The 20,541-nt window shown below is 32.9% G+C and carries 15 protein-coding genes; 8 read left to right on the top strand and 7 right to left on the bottom strand.

Annotated features, from left to right (window positions below):
* Window positions 1-107: 107 nt before the first annotated feature.
* Window positions 108-2,876: a carboxypeptidase-like regulatory domain-containing protein gene (locus tag IPO86_06070; GenBank protein ID MBK9727669.1), complete on the bottom strand. Its 2,769-nt coding sequence runs from the start codon at window positions 2,874-2,876 to the stop codon at window positions 108-110.
* Between the two features lie 281 nt (window positions 2,877-3,157).
* On the opposite strand from IPO86_06070, the gene IPO86_06065 reads away from it, so the two are divergent.
* The gene (locus IPO86_06065) at window positions 3,158-8,743 is read left to right on the top strand and encodes a gliding motility-associated C-terminal domain-containing protein (protein MBK9727668.1); all 5,586 of its coding nucleotides are present in this window, start codon (window positions 3,158-3,160) and stop codon (window positions 8,741-8,743) included.
* A 114-nt stretch (window positions 8,744-8,857) separates the two neighbouring features.
* On the opposite strand, the gene IPO86_06060 is transcribed toward IPO86_06065, so the two are convergent.
* A complete protein-coding gene (locus IPO86_06060) occupies window positions 8,858-9,880 on the bottom strand; it encodes a proline iminopeptidase-family hydrolase (protein MBK9727667.1) in 1,023 nt (340 codons plus the stop codon).
* An 89-nt stretch (window positions 9,881-9,969) separates the two neighbouring features.
* Window positions 9,970-10,629, bottom strand: a complete 660-nt coding sequence (locus IPO86_06055; protein MBK9727666.1) for an NAD-dependent epimerase/dehydratase family protein — start codon at window positions 10,627-10,629, stop codon at window positions 9,970-9,972.
* A gap of 185 nt (window positions 10,630-10,814) precedes the next feature.
* Between IPO86_06055 and IPO86_06050 the strand changes: the two genes are divergently transcribed.
* From IPO86_06050 to IPO86_06030, 5 genes are all read left to right on the top strand, one after another.
* Entirely contained in the window at window positions 10,815-11,342 is a 528-nt protein-coding gene (locus tag IPO86_06050; GenBank protein MBK9727665.1) for an RNA polymerase sigma factor, read from the top strand.
* 25 nt (window positions 11,343-11,367) lie between these two features.
* Window positions 11,368-11,946: an AraC family ligand binding domain-containing protein gene (locus IPO86_06045; protein ID MBK9727664.1), complete on the top strand. Its 579-nt coding sequence runs from the start codon at window positions 11,368-11,370 to the stop codon at window positions 11,944-11,946.
* A 273-nt stretch (window positions 11,947-12,219) separates the two neighbouring features.
* Entirely contained in the window at window positions 12,220-12,552 is a 333-nt protein-coding gene (locus tag IPO86_06040) for a winged helix-turn-helix transcriptional regulator (GenBank protein ID MBK9727663.1), read from the top strand.
* A 45-nt stretch (window positions 12,553-12,597) separates the two neighbouring features.
* Window positions 12,598-13,443: an arsenite methyltransferase gene (locus tag IPO86_06035; GenBank protein MBK9727662.1), complete on the top strand. Its 846-nt coding sequence runs from the start codon at window positions 12,598-12,600 to the stop codon at window positions 13,441-13,443.
* Window positions 13,444-13,460: 17 nt separating this feature from the next.
* On the top strand, window positions 13,461-13,877 hold the full coding sequence (locus IPO86_06030; GenBank protein MBK9727661.1) for an arsenate reductase ArsC: 417 nt from the start codon (window positions 13,461-13,463) through the stop codon (window positions 13,875-13,877).
* A 101-nt stretch (window positions 13,878-13,978) separates the two neighbouring features.
* Here IPO86_06030 and IPO86_06025 read toward each other — a convergent pair whose 3' ends face one another.
* The 4 genes from IPO86_06025 to IPO86_06010 form a co-directional block, all read right to left on the bottom strand.
* On the bottom strand, window positions 13,979-14,920 hold the full coding sequence (locus IPO86_06025; GenBank protein ID MBK9727660.1) for a hypothetical protein: 942 nt from the start codon (window positions 14,918-14,920) through the stop codon (window positions 13,979-13,981).
* 32 nt (window positions 14,921-14,952) lie between these two features.
* Window positions 14,953-15,642, bottom strand: coding sequence for a ribonuclease III (gene rnc, locus IPO86_06020; protein MBK9727659.1), 690 nt, complete (start codon window positions 15,640-15,642; stop codon window positions 14,953-14,955).
* A gap of 71 nt (window positions 15,643-15,713) precedes the next feature.
* On the bottom strand, window positions 15,714-16,955 hold the full coding sequence (fabF, locus tag IPO86_06015; protein ID MBK9727658.1) for a beta-ketoacyl-ACP synthase II: 1,242 nt from the start codon (window positions 16,953-16,955) through the stop codon (window positions 15,714-15,716).
* A 75-nt stretch (window positions 16,956-17,030) separates the two neighbouring features.
* Window positions 17,031-17,267, bottom strand: a complete 237-nt coding sequence (locus tag IPO86_06010; GenBank protein ID MBK9727657.1) for an acyl carrier protein — start codon at window positions 17,265-17,267, stop codon at window positions 17,031-17,033.
* A gap of 159 nt (window positions 17,268-17,426) precedes the next feature.
* On the opposite strand from IPO86_06010, the gene pyk reads away from it, so the two are divergent.
* Both pyk and IPO86_06000 read left to right on the top strand, forming a co-directional pair.
* The gene (pyk, locus tag IPO86_06005) at window positions 17,427-18,851 is read left to right on the top strand and encodes a pyruvate kinase (GenBank protein ID MBK9727656.1); all 1,425 of its coding nucleotides are present in this window, start codon (window positions 17,427-17,429) and stop codon (window positions 18,849-18,851) included.
* 28 nt (window positions 18,852-18,879) lie between these two features.
* Entirely contained in the window at window positions 18,880-20,538 is a 1,659-nt protein-coding gene (locus IPO86_06000; protein MBK9727655.1) for a hypothetical protein, read from the top strand.
* Window positions 20,539-20,541 lie beyond the last annotated feature (3 nt).

Here is a 20,541-nt window from a genome sequence, read left to right as displayed (position 1 = left end):
ATAATTAATTATTTGAATTTAATAAAATATGATAAGTGAAAAAATAAAATAAAAACAGCCACCTGCAAGAGCAGGCAGCTGATGTAAAAAAGTGTTGAAATGAAATCTTAATTCAGCATTAAATTCAGTGCAACTGAATAATTAATACCTGCTTTACTTTCAAGAATTACAGTATCATTTATATCATAATTTCCAGAATCATTTTGGTCCTGGTAAAATCTAAAAGGTTCATTTAAGATATCCGATATTGAAAATTTAAATTGTAATTTTTTTCCGATTTTCTGAGTTATTTGCAGATCCAATAAATTTCTTGGTGCTTCATACGTATCCAGATAACCATTGGAACCTACCAACCAAATTCGTCTTCCGATACTATTATAAAGTATACTCGCACCAAATCCGGACTTTAAAGATTGATAACTTAATGCAAGATTAATTAAATAGGGTGACTGACTTTGTAAAGAACGTTTGGAGGCATTCTGTCCGGCAAAATCACTTAAATCTACATTAGAATATATCCAAGCAGCATTTGCTCTAAACTGCAAACCTTCGATAGCGGAAACAAGTTTTCCTAAATCATAACGAATTTCTGTTTCTAAACCATAATTTTCTGCAAGTTTTGCATTTTTAAAATTAAAGTTTTTAGTGCCGGCTCCTAAGGTTTCATAGATCTGTTCTACTGGATTTTTGAATCGCTTGTAAAATGCTGAAATACTATAAGTTTGCCCGCCATTAAAAAATTTCTCAAATTTTAAATCCAAATTTAAAACTTTTGTTCTTTGCAATTCTGGATTTCCTACAATCGCTGCTGAAAGTGTAAAATCATAAAATGAAAAAGGAGCCAACTCTCTAAAATTTGGTCTGATAATTGTTTGCGCTCCAGATATACGAATGTTTGTTTGTTCTGCAATACTATAAACTACGTTAACGGAAGGTAGTAAATCCACATACGTTTCATCCAATGTTATTTTTTTTCCACCATAATCAAAAGAATTTAATTTTTGGTTAAATGATTCAACTCGAACTCCACCGATAACTCTCAACTTATCACTAAACAAAAATTTATCAATCATAGCATATCCTGCTGCACCGGTTCCAGAAGCAGTATAGGAGTCATTTGTATTGGTTGACTCTTTTAATACAAAACCGTTTTCATTAATATTTTTATGATCCAAAATTTCTTGAATATCCTGCGTTAATAACTCCTGAGGAACTGAATTTTTTGCGTAAGTATAACCAAATACTCTGCCATCAAAAGAACGATCTTTAAAATCACCACATACTCCTAATTTAAATTGACTTTTTTTCTCAACTCCAAAAGGATAAATAAAATCGATTCTTCCTGTATAAAATTTTTCATTTTGTTCGGAATAAAATCTTCCAGCATAATTCGGAGATGGCGTGCCAATTGGAATGTATGCAAAATAAGGTTCATCGGGTGTGCCATCATCATTTTTTAAATACGTCATCCTTCTATATGAAGGTGTCAATTTATTAACTAATGCATGTGCTATTGACCACTTTAATAAAGAGCCATTGGAGCTCATTTCATGTTCTCCGGTAAGTTGATTATTTATCATGGAGGTACTTGTATAGTACATAGAGTATGCCTTAATTAAACGCGCTTGCTCGATCTCATGGCCTTCTCTTTCCAAATATTGATCATCCCCAAGTATCGTGGCTAAATTATTAAAAGAAATTTTATGCTTAGGACTAAAACTATAGGTCGCATTTAGCATCCCACCATGATTGAATGATTTTTTATAAAGATGATCTACATAATTAAATATAGCTGTTTTGTCAGTATTAAAATCTGAACGGGAATAATCGACAATTTTATTCGTATTCTGATATGTTAATGCTCCTATAATTCCAAAACGATTCCCAAATAATCTTGTTGTTTTTCCACCAGAAAGTTGAATATTCTGCGAAGGCATAAAGGAAGTATAATTTTTTACTATCCAATCATTTGCAACATATTTGCTTGTAGTATATTTTGTTTGTGGATCATTTAATGCTGCTTTTGTTACACGCTCATCTAATGTCCTTTTACGATTATCAAATCCCATCCAATCAGTCGTTCCACCAACATAAAAGTTATAAGGTTTAAACGTTGAAATGGAATTATAACTAGCTCCCATTGTCAGTTCAATAAAAGGATCTTCAGAAACTTCTTTTGTATTTACCTGAATGATACCACCAGCAAATTCACCTGGTAAATCAGGTGTTGCTGTTTTGTAAATTACAAGATTCGATAATACGCTAGATGGAAATAAATCAAAGCTAAAGGATCGTTTGTCTGGTTCTGTACTTGGCAATAAATTTCCATTTAACAATGCGTTATTATAACGATCTGCCAAACCTCTTATAATCACAAATTTTTGGTCGACTATACTTGCACCACTTACTCGTTTCAATACATCACTGGTTGTTTTATCCGGAGCTTTTTTAATGTCATCGTTAGAAATTCCGGTTAACATTCCAGGTGATTTCTGTTGTAACATGGTTATTGCAATTGCATTTTGTTTATTAATTTTACCTACTACGACTACATCCGCTAAAACTGTTGACTCTTCTTCTAATAAGAATTCCTCTTGAAGAAATTCTCCCCCTTTCAAATCCAATAATTTAGTGATTTTTTTATAGCCTACATAACTTACAACAAGTTCGCGATTTCCTTGCGGAACCCCTTTAAGTTCAAAATTTCCATCAAAATCAGAAGTAGTTCCAAGGGCTGTTCCGCTTACAATTATGGTAGCACCAATAATCGTTTCATTTGAAACCTTATCTTTCAGAACACCTTTAATATGGCAGGTTTGTGCAGTTAAATAGACCCCTATACAAGAAATAACACTTACAAACAATAATTTCAACATTACATTCATTTTTACACCACAAAGGTAGAACACAAGCCAGCCTACCTGCATTAAGCCTATATTATCTCTATTTAAAGTCTATGTAAAGTATTTGTATATTTATTGTAAATTTTGACTAGGTTTGGGAATGTTTACAATTCAAATTCCGTGTGCTGGATTCCAAAAAGAATTTAAAGTCCAAACTCAAAGTCGATAAGTTTTGAATCTATTTAATAGTTAATTATACTAAAATATTAAATTTGAAACCAATTTGCTAGTCAAATTTAAAATTCTTCCGGTATATGAAAGGATTTTTACATATGTTATTCAGGTCTAATTTTAATATCTACTGGTATATCAGTTTATTACTTTTATTAAATTGCAAGTCGATCTCCCAAACCTTTAAATTAACAGTTAAGGACCCAAAAAATGCAACGGTCTGTCAGTCGTCAAAAGCAGAATTATCAATTTTAAATACTTCTGGAATTCTCCAATCTAATATTGTGGTGAAACTTAAATTGCCTCCTGGTATAAATTATATTCCAGGTAGCATTCAAGGTGCGACTGAGGTAAATGTTAGTCAACTGACTTCCCCTGAATTTAGAATCGACACGATTTTTAAAAATGACTCCATTTCAATAAGTATTCTGATGATTCCTAGTTGTTTCTTATTTCATAAAATGGATTCCACATTAAAAAACACGTGGGTATTAAATTCAAGCTTCGGCATAGACTCCGCGCAATCAAACCCAACATATCAAGTATTAACACCCTTACTTTTGATGGATCTTAAAGCTTCCACTATAGATACAACTGCTTCAACAGGTGCTTCCTTCAAAAGAACTATAACTATTAAAAATACACGTCTTGGTTCTTTAAAAAATTTTATTTACGAAAACCTGCATGATAATTTAGAAATAGGATCCCAATCAGGAAGCTTAATTAGCCAAACATTAAATCATTTGAAATTAGAATTTGACGCTGATGATTTTCTAAAAATTGGAGATTTAGATAGTCTATTTGAAAGAGATGAAGAAATTCAAATAGTGGAAGACATCCGTCAAACAAGTTGTGAAATAGAACAAATACGCTCCCATTTTTTAGCATATTGGGGATGCAACTTGGATACATGCCAAAAAGATCTTAGATCTGCTTTAATTAATTTCATAAAACCAAATAAATTAGCAAACATTTTATTTGTTCCCAATGATAACTTTCCATCATGTATTTGTAGCGATACTGGAACAACACAATCGCTCATTTTAAGAAATATTGGCGAACAAACTGCAGAAAATATTGAAATTACAATAAAAATGGATCCATTAAATAAGGACGTCCCATTTGGAATCGTGGATCGCAGTGTTTCCATAACCGGACCTCCGCAGGTAATCGACATCCAATATCAGACAACCGGCAAATGTGCTACTGGTTTTACCTGTGTAAAGATAACACTTGGAGAATTAGCTCCGGGAACAGAGGTCCGAATTGATTTTAAATACATGACTTGTTTGGACTGTCAATTAGGAATTGGAAATAATTTATTTTGGTATTGGGATTATTCATATGCTTCAAAATGCGTTCCTGGAAGCACGGTGAGTGGTATCAATAGAAAAAAAGAAGTCGTAAATAACAATAAACCTATTTTTTTAGATTTAAAATTAAAGGAAGCTGTTGATGTCTTAGAAAATCATAAAACTTATACACTTCAAAGCCAAATTAAATTTCCAGGGAAAATTGAAAATCAAACATTAATTTTAAGATTTGGTCTTCCATGTCCATTGAGAATTGTTGATTCAACATTTGTTTTAAATGGAAAAACACCTTCCAAAATATCAATTTCTGGAGATTCTACAATAGCCATTGAATTAGAATACGATGCCCCATTTTCCCAGGATCAGTTTTTGGAATTCAAAATTAAAGTGGATTGTAACTTCTTATGTAAAGTGGATCAAAACAAAACATCAGCTACAAATTTTATTTCGACTTGCCCAAATCAACAGATTTTAAAATCAAGCTTAGCTGGTAAAATTTGCTTCGATGCTCAACTTACCTGCCCGTATAGAGAGTTTGATTGTGGACTTTGCAAATACACCGAATATGTCTTTGATTTAGAATGTAACTATAATCCCACCATTAAGGATAGTATTTTTGGATATTTAGAAGGCACCGCAGATGTTTATAGAAAAAATTATGGAGTGTCAGATCCCAATAATGATCGTTTCCCTGACCCGGGAATATTAGACAAAACTTTAGTAAAAAAGAAAAATTTCATTACGGGCGATACGATGAATGTTGACTTTAAAACGATTGTTATTTCGGAAGATGATAGATTCCATTATGATTCTCTAATTTTTATGATCAATTCGGATGCCTTGAGTTTTGATTCTCTAACTACAACAGTTCAAACTAAAATAGAAATTTTAGACCAAAGTACATCTAAGAAATACTATTGCGATTATACTATTTGGGATAAAACAAGATCATCAAATCCAATTCCTAACTGTGCAAACGCAGTCTACAATAAGGATCAATATGGAAAAGGTATCATTATACCTATTTCACCCGAACAACTTAATTTATATGGCGCTAAGTTACCTACTCATTTCAAATTCGAAAAGGGAGATAGCATTTATGCTTCCATTTCTGTAAAACTTAATAATCACGTAGAAGAAAGGATATTAAAAATCGGACTCACCTTGAGGGCTTTTCTGTTGGATCGTACCCATCTTTTAAAAATTCCCTTTTCCTGCATGTCCATAAAGGATACTATCATTCAAGCCACCCAAGGAATAAAGATTAGCGCTCAATTCGATAGTCTCTTTATTTGTAAAACGTCTACAAAACTATTTTCTTACAAAATACAGGGTACAAAATCCCTAGAGAATTTTTTTCCTTATGAATTTCGCTCACTCTATTCATTTGATTCTATCCGAATTCATATTTCAAATGATAATTTAATATTAGATAGTATTCAAATTCGTTATTCTTATGAAAATGAGTTTGGTAATCAAGCTATCACATTGCAGAGTTTTCCAGTAATAAAAATCAATAACCGATGGGAAATAGAATCAGAATTACTAAAACAACATAGATATGACGAATCGTATTCTATTGAATTAATACCTTATTCACATTTAGTTGATTGCGCCCAATTTGCATCTACTGATAATAAAATCACTTCTACCTTTTATATTAACGAAAAAAATTCTAGCAAATTTTTTAATATTGTTTCAGCAACTATAATCGTTGACTCCATATACGATTCTAAAACAAATACAGTAAGCTTATTTAATGGAAATAAGCGATTAAATATTCCTTCAAGGACTATTTATAGTTCCACAAATAAAATTAGTTGGCCCTTTTTAATTTCAAATCTTGAAATTTCCGGAGGATATGAATTTGAAGTATATTCCAGAAATAAAAGTTTATCCAATGTCAGTTTAAACACAATACCAAATACCAAGATCACAAAACTTGATTCATTTCTATTTGCATTAGATAGCATACAAAGCCTGCAAAACTATGAAGTTCGATTTACTGCGGATCATTCGTTTTGCACACAAGACACCTTTATGGTTATTAGCCGATGGGTTTGTCCTGGAGAGGCTATGAAAATTAAAGATCAATGCAATTTAGATACCTTTTTTATCATTATCGTTCCTGAAATGCCAGAGTTGGAACTTGACCTTAAGCAGGATCAAATTGAAGCCATACTTTGTGACACCCTACCTGAAATATATCTTGAACTCTATAATGCCAATAATGGAGTGGCTTGCAATGTATATTTAGAAGGATACATCCCCCCGGGAATTGAAATAGTCACAAATTCGGCAGTGTTTAGTTATCCCAAAGGAAGCCCTTTTAAACAACTTCCAACTCCTATTCTAATTGGTAGTAATAGATATCGTTGGATGTTTTCTGATTTCATACAAGAAATAAAAAACAACTGTCTTCATGGCATAAAACAAGCTCCATTAAATAGCATAGAAATCAAACTAAAAATGATTTCGAATTGCAATGCCGTTGTAAATAGTTTTCCAAGTTTCTTCACTTCGGGAGAAAATCATTGTGGAGAATCCACAAATTCAATTGCAAAAACAGCAAATTTAATTCAAATAAAAAATCTACACCTTACAGGTGAATTTAAAATCAATATGGATATGCAAGAACCTGATGTTTGTGCAGATGAAACGTTGATCCATTTTTCCTTATTCAAAAATACAACAAGCACCAGTTCTGATAGTATAAAAATTGTACTCCCAAATGGAATTCACTATGTTGAAAAATCCCTAAAAAATATTAAAAATATGCTGCCAACCGCACCCAGTATAAGTTTGGAAGGTGATAACGAAGTTTTAAGCTTTGGGTTTGCATCTGGAATTATAACAAATGACAGCATTCTTTTTAATATAGCTATTAAAGGTCTTAAAAATATATTGTGTAAAGAACAAGTATTTATGGCTTTTACATTTAATCGCTTAATAACAGTTTGCTCCATTACACAAGCTGAATGTGATGTATTGCTAGCATCCGGTTCAGCAGAGTTAAAATTTTCATATACAACAGGTTCCTTTAGTTTAGACTCCTTTAAATTAATGAAAACCCTGGATTCCATAAATTATAATTTATCTTTCAACTACAATTTAAGTGGAAGATCCAATATCAAGGATTCTATAATTTGTATTGGTTTTTATGAAGACCAAGATGCTGATGGAAAACTAAGTGACGCAGATACGTTAATAAAAATAATAAATATTAATTTAGTTGGGAATACACAGAATGGCAACTTTTCTTATGAAGACCATATTGATCGGGAACGCATACAAGGCTGTTACTACCTGATTGCAAGTTTAGCTAAAAATTGCCTTTGTGAATTGGACACGCTTCCATTTAAAATTAAAATGCAAAACGAATTTCTATTCAGAGATAGTTTATGTGCAGGTCAATCCTTAAAAATTGGAATAGAAAGTCAAAATAATAAAAATTATAAATGGACTTCGGGAACTGTACTATGTGATACCTGCAGTCAGTTTATATTTACCACCCCAACGTACTGGTCAAGCGATACAAGTTTTCATTTCACTTTAAATGAAAACGATCAAACTAATTGCAATGCCAAATATAATTTCATTATCGATGTGTTTTCGAATCCGATTGGTAACTTTACAGTTTTGGAGTCTTGTCCAGGTGAACGACTCAATGTAAATGCAGGCAACAGGAAAAATTTTACATGGTCTGGCCCACAAATTTCAAATCCTTTAAATTATAACCAAGAAATTATAAATAATTCGGAAATATTTCTTTACTTAAAGTTCAAAAATGAACATCTGTGCGCATCTGAGGATACTTTCCAATTTTTACCTTTAATAGATCCCAACCCAATTCGCATACTTGGGGATACCCTTGTTTTGCAAGGCACAGAAAGCAGGTATTGTATTGTAGGTGGAAAGTCAATTTTATGGGAACCTAACACTTGGATTGATTGCAACACCTGCCGGTGTGTTAAAATTAAAGCTGACCATGACCTGACTTATACAATTACTGTTTTGGATAGTTTTGACTGCCCTCATATTTTAAAGTTGAATCTTAAAATTTTGCTTCCGGATTGTGATTCAACTACCATATTTATCCCAAATGCATTTTCACCAAATCAAGATGGGAATAATGATTTTTTATTTGTGCGGAGTAATACCATTTCGACTATGCAATTGGGGATATACAGTCGTTGGGGAGAAAAAGTTTTCGAATCCTTCAATATTCTTGATGGATGGGATGGTAGGTTTAAGGGAAAATTATTAGGCCCAGATGTTTTTGGATATTTCCTAAAAGCAGAATGTATTGGTGGCAAGAAATATTATAGGAAAGGCAATATTAGTTTGCTCAAATAATAAAAATAACTACCGTGTTTGATTTACTTTAGGCTACACTCTTTAACAATTGGAATTCCTACTAAGTGGTCACTATACATAAGCTATTTTACAATACTAATTTAAAATAAGAAATCATTTTGAAGAATTATTCAACCAGGAAATTAAACCAGGAAAATAATGTTCCTGATCATCCCACATACTCATATGGCTACCTTTTGGGCATAACAAGAAACTTCCATTTTTTAGTTGCGTGGAAACCCATTTCATATGATCAGGATCCATCGTATCAAACGTTGAACCAATAACAAGGGTTGGAACTTCTATAGTAGAAAGTTCTTTTGTAATGTCCCAGTTTTCCAAATTGCCTGAAATTCCAAATTCACTTGGTCCCTGCATTGTTGTATAAATCGTTGCATTTAATTTATTAAAATTTCGGTTTACTGCATCCGGCCAATGTTCGATTGGAATCCTTAAAATATGTTTTACATAAAAATTTGAAAGCAACAATTCCATATAACGAGGATTTGTAAAATCACCATTTGCTTCTATTGCCCGAACTTCCATCAATACTTTTGGATCCATTTGCTTTGCCAAAACATTTTCAGCATAATGATCATATGCAGTAGCACTCATCATCATATTAGAAATAATTAAACCTTTCAAATGCTCTTGATATTTCAAAGCATATTGCGCCGCAAGGATTCCACCCCACGAATGCCCTAATAAATAAAAATTATCTTTATTTAGATTCAAAGCTTTTCTAACTTGTTCTACTTCTTCTACAAACCTTGGAAGGTTCCAAAGGCTCGTATCCTTTGGTTGGTCAGAATAGGCTGAACCCAATTGATCATAATAATAAAATTCAATGCCTTCTTTTGGAAAGAAACTTTCAAAGCTTTCAAAATACTCATGTGTACAACCAGGACCTCCATGCAATAGGAGTACTTTGATTTTTGGATTATTACCGATTCTCTTGGTCCATACTTTATATTTTCCATTTTCTATTGGAATGATTTTTACTCCACCCGATTTAACTCCTGATTCTTCCAAATCATAATAGCTCCTATTTAAACTTGCAGCTTCTGATTTTACATTATACTTTAATTCACAAGAGTTTAAACTAAAACTTAAGATTAATAAAAAAATAATTTTCATAATAAAATTGATTAATAATTAATGATTTTATACGAAATTCTGTAAATTAAAATTAATAAATAATAAGGTAAAACAGAAACCTGGCGAATTCATTTAGAATTCGTATTTAAAGTTTTTAAATTTTCAATTTCGACATATTTAGGAACCTTATCAATATGATTTATAATATAAATTAAACTTGAAATCATTTGGTGAATCGTTATCAAACTAAATTTTCTAGCTTTCATAGAAGTTGCCGGAATTATTTCAAGTAATTTAAATAAAGGTATAAAAAATATCGGCCACCAATGTCCCGGACCGATTATATACCAAGGTCTTACAAAAATAAAATTTAAATGCAGGGATTCTAAGTATTTCTCACCGAGTGATTTTGCCTCTTGAAAATCCTTCATAATCGAGCTTGGTTCCATCGCCACACTTAAGTAAATAAATGCTTTTGAGTTTCGTTCATTCGCCACATTGGCAACATCTTTTAAGGCCCGGAGGTCAATATTTAAAAATGCTGCTTTTTTTTGTGGAGATGGGTGAGCTACACCCAACAAATGTATAAATATACAATCTTTGGGAATGTGTTCTTTCCAGGATACTGGATTAAAAACATCAGCTATAAGAATTTCAATACCAGGAGGAACTTTATGTTCCGAACCTTTGCGCACTAAGGCTATAATTCGAAAAAGCGATTTGTCTATATTTTGCATGAATCGGGTTCCGATATACCCGGAGGCTCCCGTTATAAAAATTGTCTGCATATTAAAATATCAATATCTAAATTAATTAGATGTACGAAAATGACCGGATTCCAGTTTTCGATTTATCAAAATTTAAGCGAGTTTTCTTATATTTGATACTGGATCTAAAAAAATGATCCTGGTTTTTAATAAATAATTGATAATCTGCAATTTAAATATTATTATACTCTTTGGATCCACAAATTTTGATAAAACAATTAAAAGCTGGGGACAATAAATCCTTTGAATATCTATATGATCATTATGCTCCTACATTATTTGGGATTATCACTAGAATAATTCCAAAACCGGAAGATGCAGAAAATGTTTTACAAGATTGTTTTATTAAAATTTGGAAATATGTAGCAAGTTATGATGCTTCTAAAGGAAGTTTAGCTACCTGGTTAATTAACATAGCCCGGAATACAGCGATCGATTTTACGCGTTCTAGTCAGTATCTAAACAGTAATAAAAACCAAAATTTAGATTACTTCGTATATAATGAAATGCCCAGTTTGTCTGTTAGAATCTCTGATGAAGAAATCGGATTGCGGGAACTTGTAAATAAACTTGATCCATCCTGTCGTCAAATTCTGGAATGGATGTATTTTGAAGGATATACCCAGCAGGAAATTTCAGATGAGTTTTCAATTCCTTTAGGAACGGTAAAAACGAGGGCTAGAAATGGGCTTAAAGCTTTGAGATCCCTATTTGAAACAGAAAAGACATTTTAATTTAATGGAATATAAATAAATAATTTTGCAACATTTAAAAAATATAAATCAAGATAAAATCCGGGAGTGGCTCGGTGAGATTGAAAATAAAGAGATCCAAGATTATGAAATTGCTCTAAATAATTTGGCAACTGCTAATGCAAAATTGCCACCAGCGTATCTAAAAGAGCATATTTTAGGTCAAATCTCAAGCTTGAATGAGAATCGTTTAATACAAGGAAAAATAGATATAAAGAATCCGCCCTTGATCCATAAAGACTCCAATATTCAGGATTGGATAAATGCAATAGAAGGCTTAAAAGCCCCTATAGATTTTGATGAGATTCATTTAGAACCAATCCGATCTGATGAAACTGTTGAAATGTTTATTGCCTGGGCTTCAACAATTATACCCGAAGAAGTTCACGACAATATATTAGAAAGTTTTCTGATCTTAGAAGGCAGTTGTACCTGCCATATTAAAGATCAACAGGGCAATTTGAGAATTGTACATATGCAAGCAGGAGATTTTATCACCATGGGAATCGGTGAAACGCATGATTTACATATTACTTCAGAACAACCAACAAAAGCCATTTTACAATGGTTAAAAATTGCAGCTTAACCAGGCATTCCTGTTTTTTACGCCTATTTTAATAAACCCCAGTCACCCTACTATATTTAGAATATTCCGGTATTTCAAATCTGGTCGAATGGATTTACCAGTTATTATTTAAAATAGAATTCAAATAAAACTTCTTGATTCAGGGTGCTAGATTCAGCGCAATGTTGCTTAAAATAGAAGAAAAGAAAAATCATAGTTTCAGAAAAAAAGAAGGAATGATTCCGTGTCAATCATTTGCGTATCCTATTTTATCGTATTTTTGCGATAAAAATTATGGGGACCACTAAAACCGAAATATTTTCTACAAGTGATAATAAGATAGCGACTCTAGCAAAAGCACTTGGGCATCCTGCAAGAATAGCTATTCTTAAAATTCTTATCAAAAAAGAAAGCTGCATTTGTGGTGCTATCGTTGACGAATTACCATTAGCACAAAGTACCATCAGTCAACATTTGAAAGAACTTAAAAAGGCCGGAATTATTCAAGGAGCGGTCGAAGGCCCATCCATTTGTTATTGTATTAATTCAAAAATATGGAATTCAGCTGCTGCTACATTTCTGGAATTTTTTGAATTGGCAAAAAAAAATACAAAAAATTGCTGTTAAATCTAAACCTTTAATCGTAATATTACGTTTAATTAAAAAAGAGGTATGAAAACAGAAATAGAAATTAAAGAAATCGTTCGTCAAAAATATTCTGAAATTGCCCTTCAGGATAAAGATTCTAACCAGGCTTCTTGTTGCGGTGCAGGAGCTTGCAGCACCGAAGTATATAACATCATGACCGATGATTATACAGAATTAAAAGGATATGCTAAAGATGCAGACCTTGGCTTAGGATGCGGACTCCCTACACAATTTGCAAAGATTCATAAAGGTGACTTTGTAATAGATCTTGGTTCAGGTGCTGGCAATGATTGTTTTGTTGCAAGGGCAGAAACCGGAGAATCCGGGAACGTATTAGGCATCGATTTTACAGAAGCTATGATTGCAAAAGCCAGAATCAATGCAGCATCTTTAGGCTTCCATAATGTTGAATTCCGGCAAGGAGATATAGAACAAATGCCTGTAAATGATGGTGTTGCAAATGTTGTTATCAGTAACTGTGTTTTGAATTTAGTGCCTAACAAAACAAATGTTTTTAAAGAAATTTATCGGGTTTTAAAACCAGGTGGTCACTTTAGTATTTCTGATATCGTTTTGTCTGGCGATCTTCCCAGTGAATTACAATCGAATGTTGAAATGTATGTTGGTTGTGTTTCAGGTGCCATTCAAAAAGATGCATACATTCAAATAATAAAAAATACAAATTTTTCAGAAATCACAATCCAAAAAGAAAAACCTATTTATATCCCTGATGACATTTTATCAAAACACCTGGATGCAAAACAACTCGCTGCCTATAAAGCTGGTTATTTTGGAATCCAGAGTATTACTGTTTATGCAGTGAAACCAACAGAAACAAAATCGTGTTGCGCCCCTGGGTGTTGTAATTAACATGAAAATGAAGGAACATGAATATTCTTGTATTGTGCACTGGAAATAGCTGTCGGAGTCAAATTGCTGAAGGGTATATTAGACATTTTGCAAACGGGCATTGCAATGTATTTAGTGCAGGTATTGAAACGCATGGGCTAAATCCACTTGCTGTGAAGGTAATGGCTGAAGACGGTGTAGACATTTCAAAGCACCGTTCTACTTCTATAGATGCATATGATGGCATCGCTTTTGAATACATTATAACCGTTTGTGATCATGCCAGAGAATCTTGCCCCTGGCTGAAAGCAAAAATTCTAAACCTTCACTATAGTTTTCCAGATCCTGCAAAAGCTACAGGTACACCAGAGGAAATTTTGCAAGAATTTAGAATCGTACGGGACGAAATAAAAATATATTGTGAGCATTTTGCAAAAAAATATGTAACTGGTTGAATCTAATTCAAAATTATTAAAAATCAAAATAGATCAGAATCCGGGAATCCCTTTACAGGTTTATTAAACATAGGTTCATAAAATCACACCTAAAGTCATCTTTAAAATGGGATAATTATGGAATCTAAAACGGCAGCTAAAACACGAAACTTAGTCTCAGAATATTCGCCAATAATTAAAAAATCCTTATTTGAAGAATAGCTTAGCATTTTAACAATTTCAGCTTCTGAATTCATAATCTGGACCCATTGATTTCCTTTCGAGCTAATGAACCATTGTTCTTTGCTTTTAGTAAATTTGATATCTTTCAAGACAAAACAAAATTGTCTGATCATTGGATTTAATGTAATTATTGAAATATACTCCTCTAAACTCGCCTCTACTGTTTTAGAAAGTAACTTTCGCTCCATTCCCAGGATCAAATTATCGACTGGCATGTCCCGAATCCGTTGAAATATAACAGAAGGATAAAACTGAACAGTCGCCTGATAAAAGCTACCTAATTTAAATGCTTTTAGTTGGACAAATTGATTAAACTGATACTCTAAATACAAAATCAATTTTCCAGAATGGGCTCCATAAAACCAATTTCTGATAATAACTAGGTTTTCTTCTTTTTCTCTTGAATTTCCAATAAATAACCAATCATCCTGTAAATAATAATCTTCTGTAAAATCTGTTTTCTTAAATGGAATACCAGCATAATTTAAAAGATCTTCTTTTTCTAAATGATTGAGATGTTCAATTTTATTCATTAATTTAATAAACAGATACAATTCACTAATTTGTAAAATTGCAAATTCTGTCCAATCTTTTGATTTTTGTACTTTTTCAGGAACTAATCTAAGTTTTTTTGAAATACCTGCCAGGCCTAAATCCAGCATTCTTGTAGAAATTTCTGTGAATTTTTCAGAATCTTGCTGCAATACAGAGATGCCGGATAACAATAAATTATCCAGCCATTTCTCCAATAAAAGAACAGCTTTAAAAATGGATTGCTCCTTTGTGTCTGTAAGTCTTAAAAAATATTTAGGATTGGTCAAAGAATTTACAATCTATCAAACGTTGAAATTGGTTAATCTTCTTTATCAATTTCTAAGTGAACACCCAAATGCCGAATGGCAATTTCAGAGGCGACTTGTTCTGCGCTTTTCTTATTAAAATCTTCAGCTGATGAAATTTCAACTCCATCTATTATTACACCTACCTTAAAGCGATCTCGTTTATCTATTTTAAATTTATTTAATACTTTAAAATCAATTTCTTTAGAATATTTTTGACACCATTCTAATAATTGACTTTTATAATTATCATCAAAAAATTCCAATTGATCAATATCAATGAATTTTTTAAGAATCTTAGTCAAGATAAACTGCTTTGTAAATTCAAATCCCTGTTCGATATAGATTGCGCCAATTAAAGCTTCCAGAGCATTACCCAACATGGATTGCGATATCGCTGTTTGATTAAATTCCATCATCAGATTATCTAAACCCATTTGCTCCGCAACATGATTCATCGTTTTGCGCTTCACAATTTTAGATCTCATTTTAGTTAAAAAACCTTCATCTGCTGATGGATATTTTTTAAATAAATATTCACCGACCACAAAACTTAATAAGGCATCACCCAAATATTCTAAACGTTCGTTTGATTGATAAATTCCATTGGTATCCGAAGGATAATTATTGAGGGTAGATTTATGGTAAAAGGCTAATTTAAAAATATAAATATTGGATGGTATAAACCCAGTTAGATTTTGCAAGCGCTCTGCAAAGTACTTGTCTTTTGAAAAAAACTTATGATTTGTTTTCTTATAGTACTTAAATATAAATCCTAACATCTTTTAAATATCACTGAACTGTTATGGCCTCCGAAACCAAAGGTATTACTTAAAAAGGCATTTACCGTTCGAGGCTGCGCTTCATTAAATGTAAAATTGAGTTTAGGGTCCAATTCTGGATCATCTGTAAAGTGATTAATCGTAGGTGGTATAAAACTATGGTTCATTGCAAAAATACCTGCAATCACTTCTATAACGCCAGCTGCGCCTAATAAATGACCCGTCATAGATTTTGTTGAACTTATATTGAGTTGGTAAGCATCTTCTCCAAATACCTTTAAAATAGCTTTTGCTTCTGCGATATCACCTAACGGAGTGGAAGTGCCGTGAGTATTAATATAATCAATATCAGAGGGTCTTAATCCTGCTTCTTTTAAAGCTAAGGCCATTGCATTACTAGCTCCTAATCCCTCAGGATGTGGTGCGGTAATATGATAAGCATCTGCTGTAGCTCCAGAACCAACCATTTCGGCATAAATTTTTGCTCCTCTTCGTTTTGCAGCTTCGTATTCTTCTAATATCAAAGCTCCAGCACCTTCTCCTAGAACAAAACCATCCCGATCTTTGTCATAGGGTCTGGAAGCGGTGAGAAAATCATCATTGCGCTCAGATAAGGCTTTCATAGATGAGAAACCACCCATTCCAGCTCTTGTTATTGCAGCTTCCGAACCGCCAGTAACCATTACGTCAGCTTTGTTTAGACGAATGTAATCAAATGCATTACTGATTGCATGAGCAGAAGAAGCACAGGCTGAAACCGTGCTATAATTTATACCCATTAATCCATATTTAATAGAAATATGGCCAGGAGCTATATCTGTAATTAATTTCGGTATGAGAAACGGACTATATCTAGGTGCTCCTACATGCAAAGCTGCTTCAGAAATATCATTTTCCAACGTATTGAAACCACCAATTCCTGAGCCCCAAATTACCCCAAAACGGGAAAGATCTGTTTTATCTGTTTCAATTCCAGAATCTTTCATTGCCTCTTCGGCTACTACCAAAGCATATTGTGCAAAAGGGTCAATTTTTCTAGCTTCTTTCTTATCGAGATAATGTTCTGCAACAAAATCCTTTAATTGACAAACGAAACGCGTTCTAAATAGACTCGCATCAAAATAAGTTATAGGACAAGCACCACTGATGCCTGCCTTTAAACCTTCCAAATATGCAGGATGCCCAACACCTATAGGGGTTAGGGCACCAATTCCTGTAACTACGACTCGCCTCATACGCTATTGCGTTAAATTTTGCCTAACACCAAACCGGCGAAAGGCGAGATAAAATTAGTAAACTTATTTAATCGATTATTTGCAGTTTGCCTCCAAATATGAAATCGCCTGACCTACTGTTTGGATTTTTTCTGCTTGATCATCTGGTATTGAAGTATCAAACTCTTTTTCAAATTCCATGATAAGTTCCACAGTATCAAGGGAATCTGCACCTAAATCGTTAACAAAACTAGCTTCTGTTGTGACCTCAGCCTCATCGACTGCAAGTTTGTCTACGATAATTTTTTTTACTCTCTCAGCAATTGTTGACATGTTTAATATTTTTTTATGATTTTTTTAAACCAAGGCGCAAAATAAAGGATTCATATAAGGAATACCAAAATTATTTTAGCTTTTTTTAAAGACTTTATCTTTCTTTTGCGTTGTTAAACAAATTTAAGTAAGCTTAAAGTTCCATAAATTTAATAAATTATGATCCACCACAACACAAAAATTATAGCAACCGTAGGCCCGGCTTGCAGTAGTTATCAAAATTTATTGGCTCTTGCCCAAGAAGGAGTTGCCATTTTCCGGATCAATTTCTCCCATGGAACTTATGATGATCATGCAGCAGTCATACATTCCATCCTTCAAATAAATGAAAAACATGATGCCCATTTGGGTATATTATGTGACCTTCAAGGGCCCAAATTACGAATTGGCCTTATAGAAAATAACCAGTTAGAGGTCTTTCCTGGGGATATTTTAACTTTTGTTAATGAGTCTTGTATAGGAACGAAAGATAAGATCTATATGAGCTATGAGAATTTTGCTGAAGATGTTAAGCCTGGTGAATCCATTTTAATAGATGATGGAAAACTGGTTTTTGAAGTGATTGAAAGCAATAAAAAGGATACGGTGAAACTAAAATGCCTATTTGGAGGTATCCTTTCTTCCAATAAAGGGGTCAATTTACCAGATACTGAAATTTCACTCCCCTCTCTGACCCCAAAAGATATGAGAGATCTTGAATTTATTCTACAACATCCTGTAAATTGGATTGCATTATCTTTTGTTAGAAAAGCCCGTGATATTGAAGAATTGATCAACTTAATTGAAAATGCAAAGCATTCTGCGAAAGTCATTGCAAAAATAGAAAAGCCGGAAGCGATAAAAAACCTGGATGCAATTATTAAAATAAGTAATGGCATTATGATTGCACGGGGCGATTTAGGTGTGGAGTTTCCAATTGAGAAATTGCCAACTGTTCAAAAAATGATTATTGCGAAATGTATTCAGCGAGCAAGACCCGTTATTGTAGCAACACAATTAATGGATAGCATGATTCAAAATCCAAGTCCAACCAGAGCAGAAGTAACAGATGTTGCAAATGCCGTCCTTGATGGGACAGATGCTGTTATGTTAAGTGCAGAAACCTCTGTCGGTATGCATCCTGTGAAAGTGGTCAAGGCCATGAATAAGATAATTTTTGAAGCTGAAAAACATTATGCAATTATAACCAAAAGACCCCGACCTTCAGATAAATCCTCTACGTTTATATCCGACGTGGTCTGCTTTAATGCAGCAAAAACTGCAGAAGACATTAAAGCAAAAGCGATTATTGGCTTGACTGTTTCTGGATATACCGCTTTTAAAACCTCCTCTTACAGACCAAATTGTCCGATTTTTATTTTTTCAAGTGCCATCCATATGTTAGGAACTTTAAACCTTGTATGGGGAGTTCGTTGTTACTATTATGATAAAATGAGCTCCACAGATGAAACCATTGATGATCTCATTGAATTATTAAAAGCGGAGAAAAAATTACAAGTTGGTGATTTAGTTGTTAACACAGGCAGTATGCCAATTCATAAAAAACTAAGAACTAATATGCTCAAAGTTACAGAAGTTGAATAATTTGATGCTTTGCTAATTAAAATATACTATGCTAAAATTCGCCATTTATTTATTCATCAGTTTTTCGTTCTTGGACTTTGGCTTTGCTCAAGACAAAGAGAAATTGATTGTAAATCAGTCTTTACTATTGGACGCAATTCGCGAAGAGTCGATTGGTAATATTGAAAAATCAATTCAAATTTTGGAAAAACTAAAATTAGAACCAGATTCAAAAGCTATTTGCAACTATTATCTTTCGAGAATATACCGGTCTTTGCACCGGCAAGATGATGCATTAGCAGCCATCGAAGAAAGTGTTTTAACGGAACCTGAAAATAAATGGTATCTGGTGCTCAAAGCAAATATTGCAGAAGATCTAGGTAGGTATACCATAGTTGCCAGCGTTTATCATCAATTAAGTGCATTAGAACCTACCACATATAGTCATTTCGACAACGCCGCTTTAAATTATTTAAAATCCGAAAATCCAGAAAAGGCTTTGGAAATTTTAAATTTGGCCCAAAACAAATTTGGTTTATTACCACCCTTAGCATTTAAAAAAGCACGCATTTTAACCAATCTCAATAAAACACTAAAAGCCATAGAATTACTAGATGCATGTCTTGCTTTGTTTCCGAATCATCACGAAATTTTAGTAGAACTTATAGCATTAGCCAGAGAAGAAAAAAATCAGGCATTGACTGATAAATATATTACACAACTCAAGAAAATGGATCCATCCAATTCATTTTTCTCTGAAGCACAGGAAACTGAAACCAAACAAACTGGAAAAAATCAATTAGACTTAAATTCCATTTTCGAATCTTCACAATACAATCTTGATGAAAAAATAAAAGTCCTTTTTTATCAATTGGATGGATTTGCTAAATCTGGTAATAAAACAGCTATAGAAGCTTTACTACCATATGCACATAAGCTTTATCTTGAAGCACCCCAGGATCCCAAAACCAGTGCCTTGTACGGTGATCTCTATTTTCAACTAGAGGATTTATTTAAAGCTAAAGAATTTTATCAAATTTCTATTAAGACTGGAAATGTACCTTATTCCGTATGGGATAATTTACTATTTTGTTTAATACACATGGATCATTGGAATACAGCTTCCCGGTTTTCCAATTTATGTATGGATTTTTATCCTAGTCAGAGTTTTCCATTATATGTTTACCTGCTTTCCAAATTTCATTTATCAGAATTTGATGGAATAGAATCCTCCCTTAAAACATTGGAGTTAATGGTTGAACATAATCCCAGTAGAAAAAGAGATGTAAGCATCCTAAAAGCCCTGGTACTTGAACGTTTAGCTAAATATCAAGAAGCTGAAAAGGTATGGGATGCCGCCTTGAAAGAAGATCCAACTAAATTAGTTGCCCTAAATTACCAGTCCTATTTAGCACGAAATCTTAAACCTATTGATGAAATTCAAATTGAAAGCATTTTAAAAGATCCGAATGTTTCAAGTTCACTAAAATCATATAAAATTGCTGAAATTTATGTTTTCAAAAAAGAATATCAAAAAGCAAAAAATTATATAGAACAAGGCATTCATTTAATGTCGTCTAAACATGTTGATTATTTTTTACTTGCATCCAAAATTTACAAGGAATTAGGAGTGCAAGAAAAAGAATTAGAGTATAAATTAAAAGCTCAAGAATTAAGTGATCAAAATGCTGGAATTCAAACTAAATGATTC

The sequence above is a fragment of the Saprospiraceae bacterium genome, from assembly GCA_016717265.1.
Lineage (GTDB): Bacteria > Bacteroidota > Bacteroidia > Chitinophagales > Saprospiraceae > Vicinibacter.
Note: the sequence above shows the minus strand (reverse complement) of the source record. Positions and strands in the feature narration are given on the sequence as shown.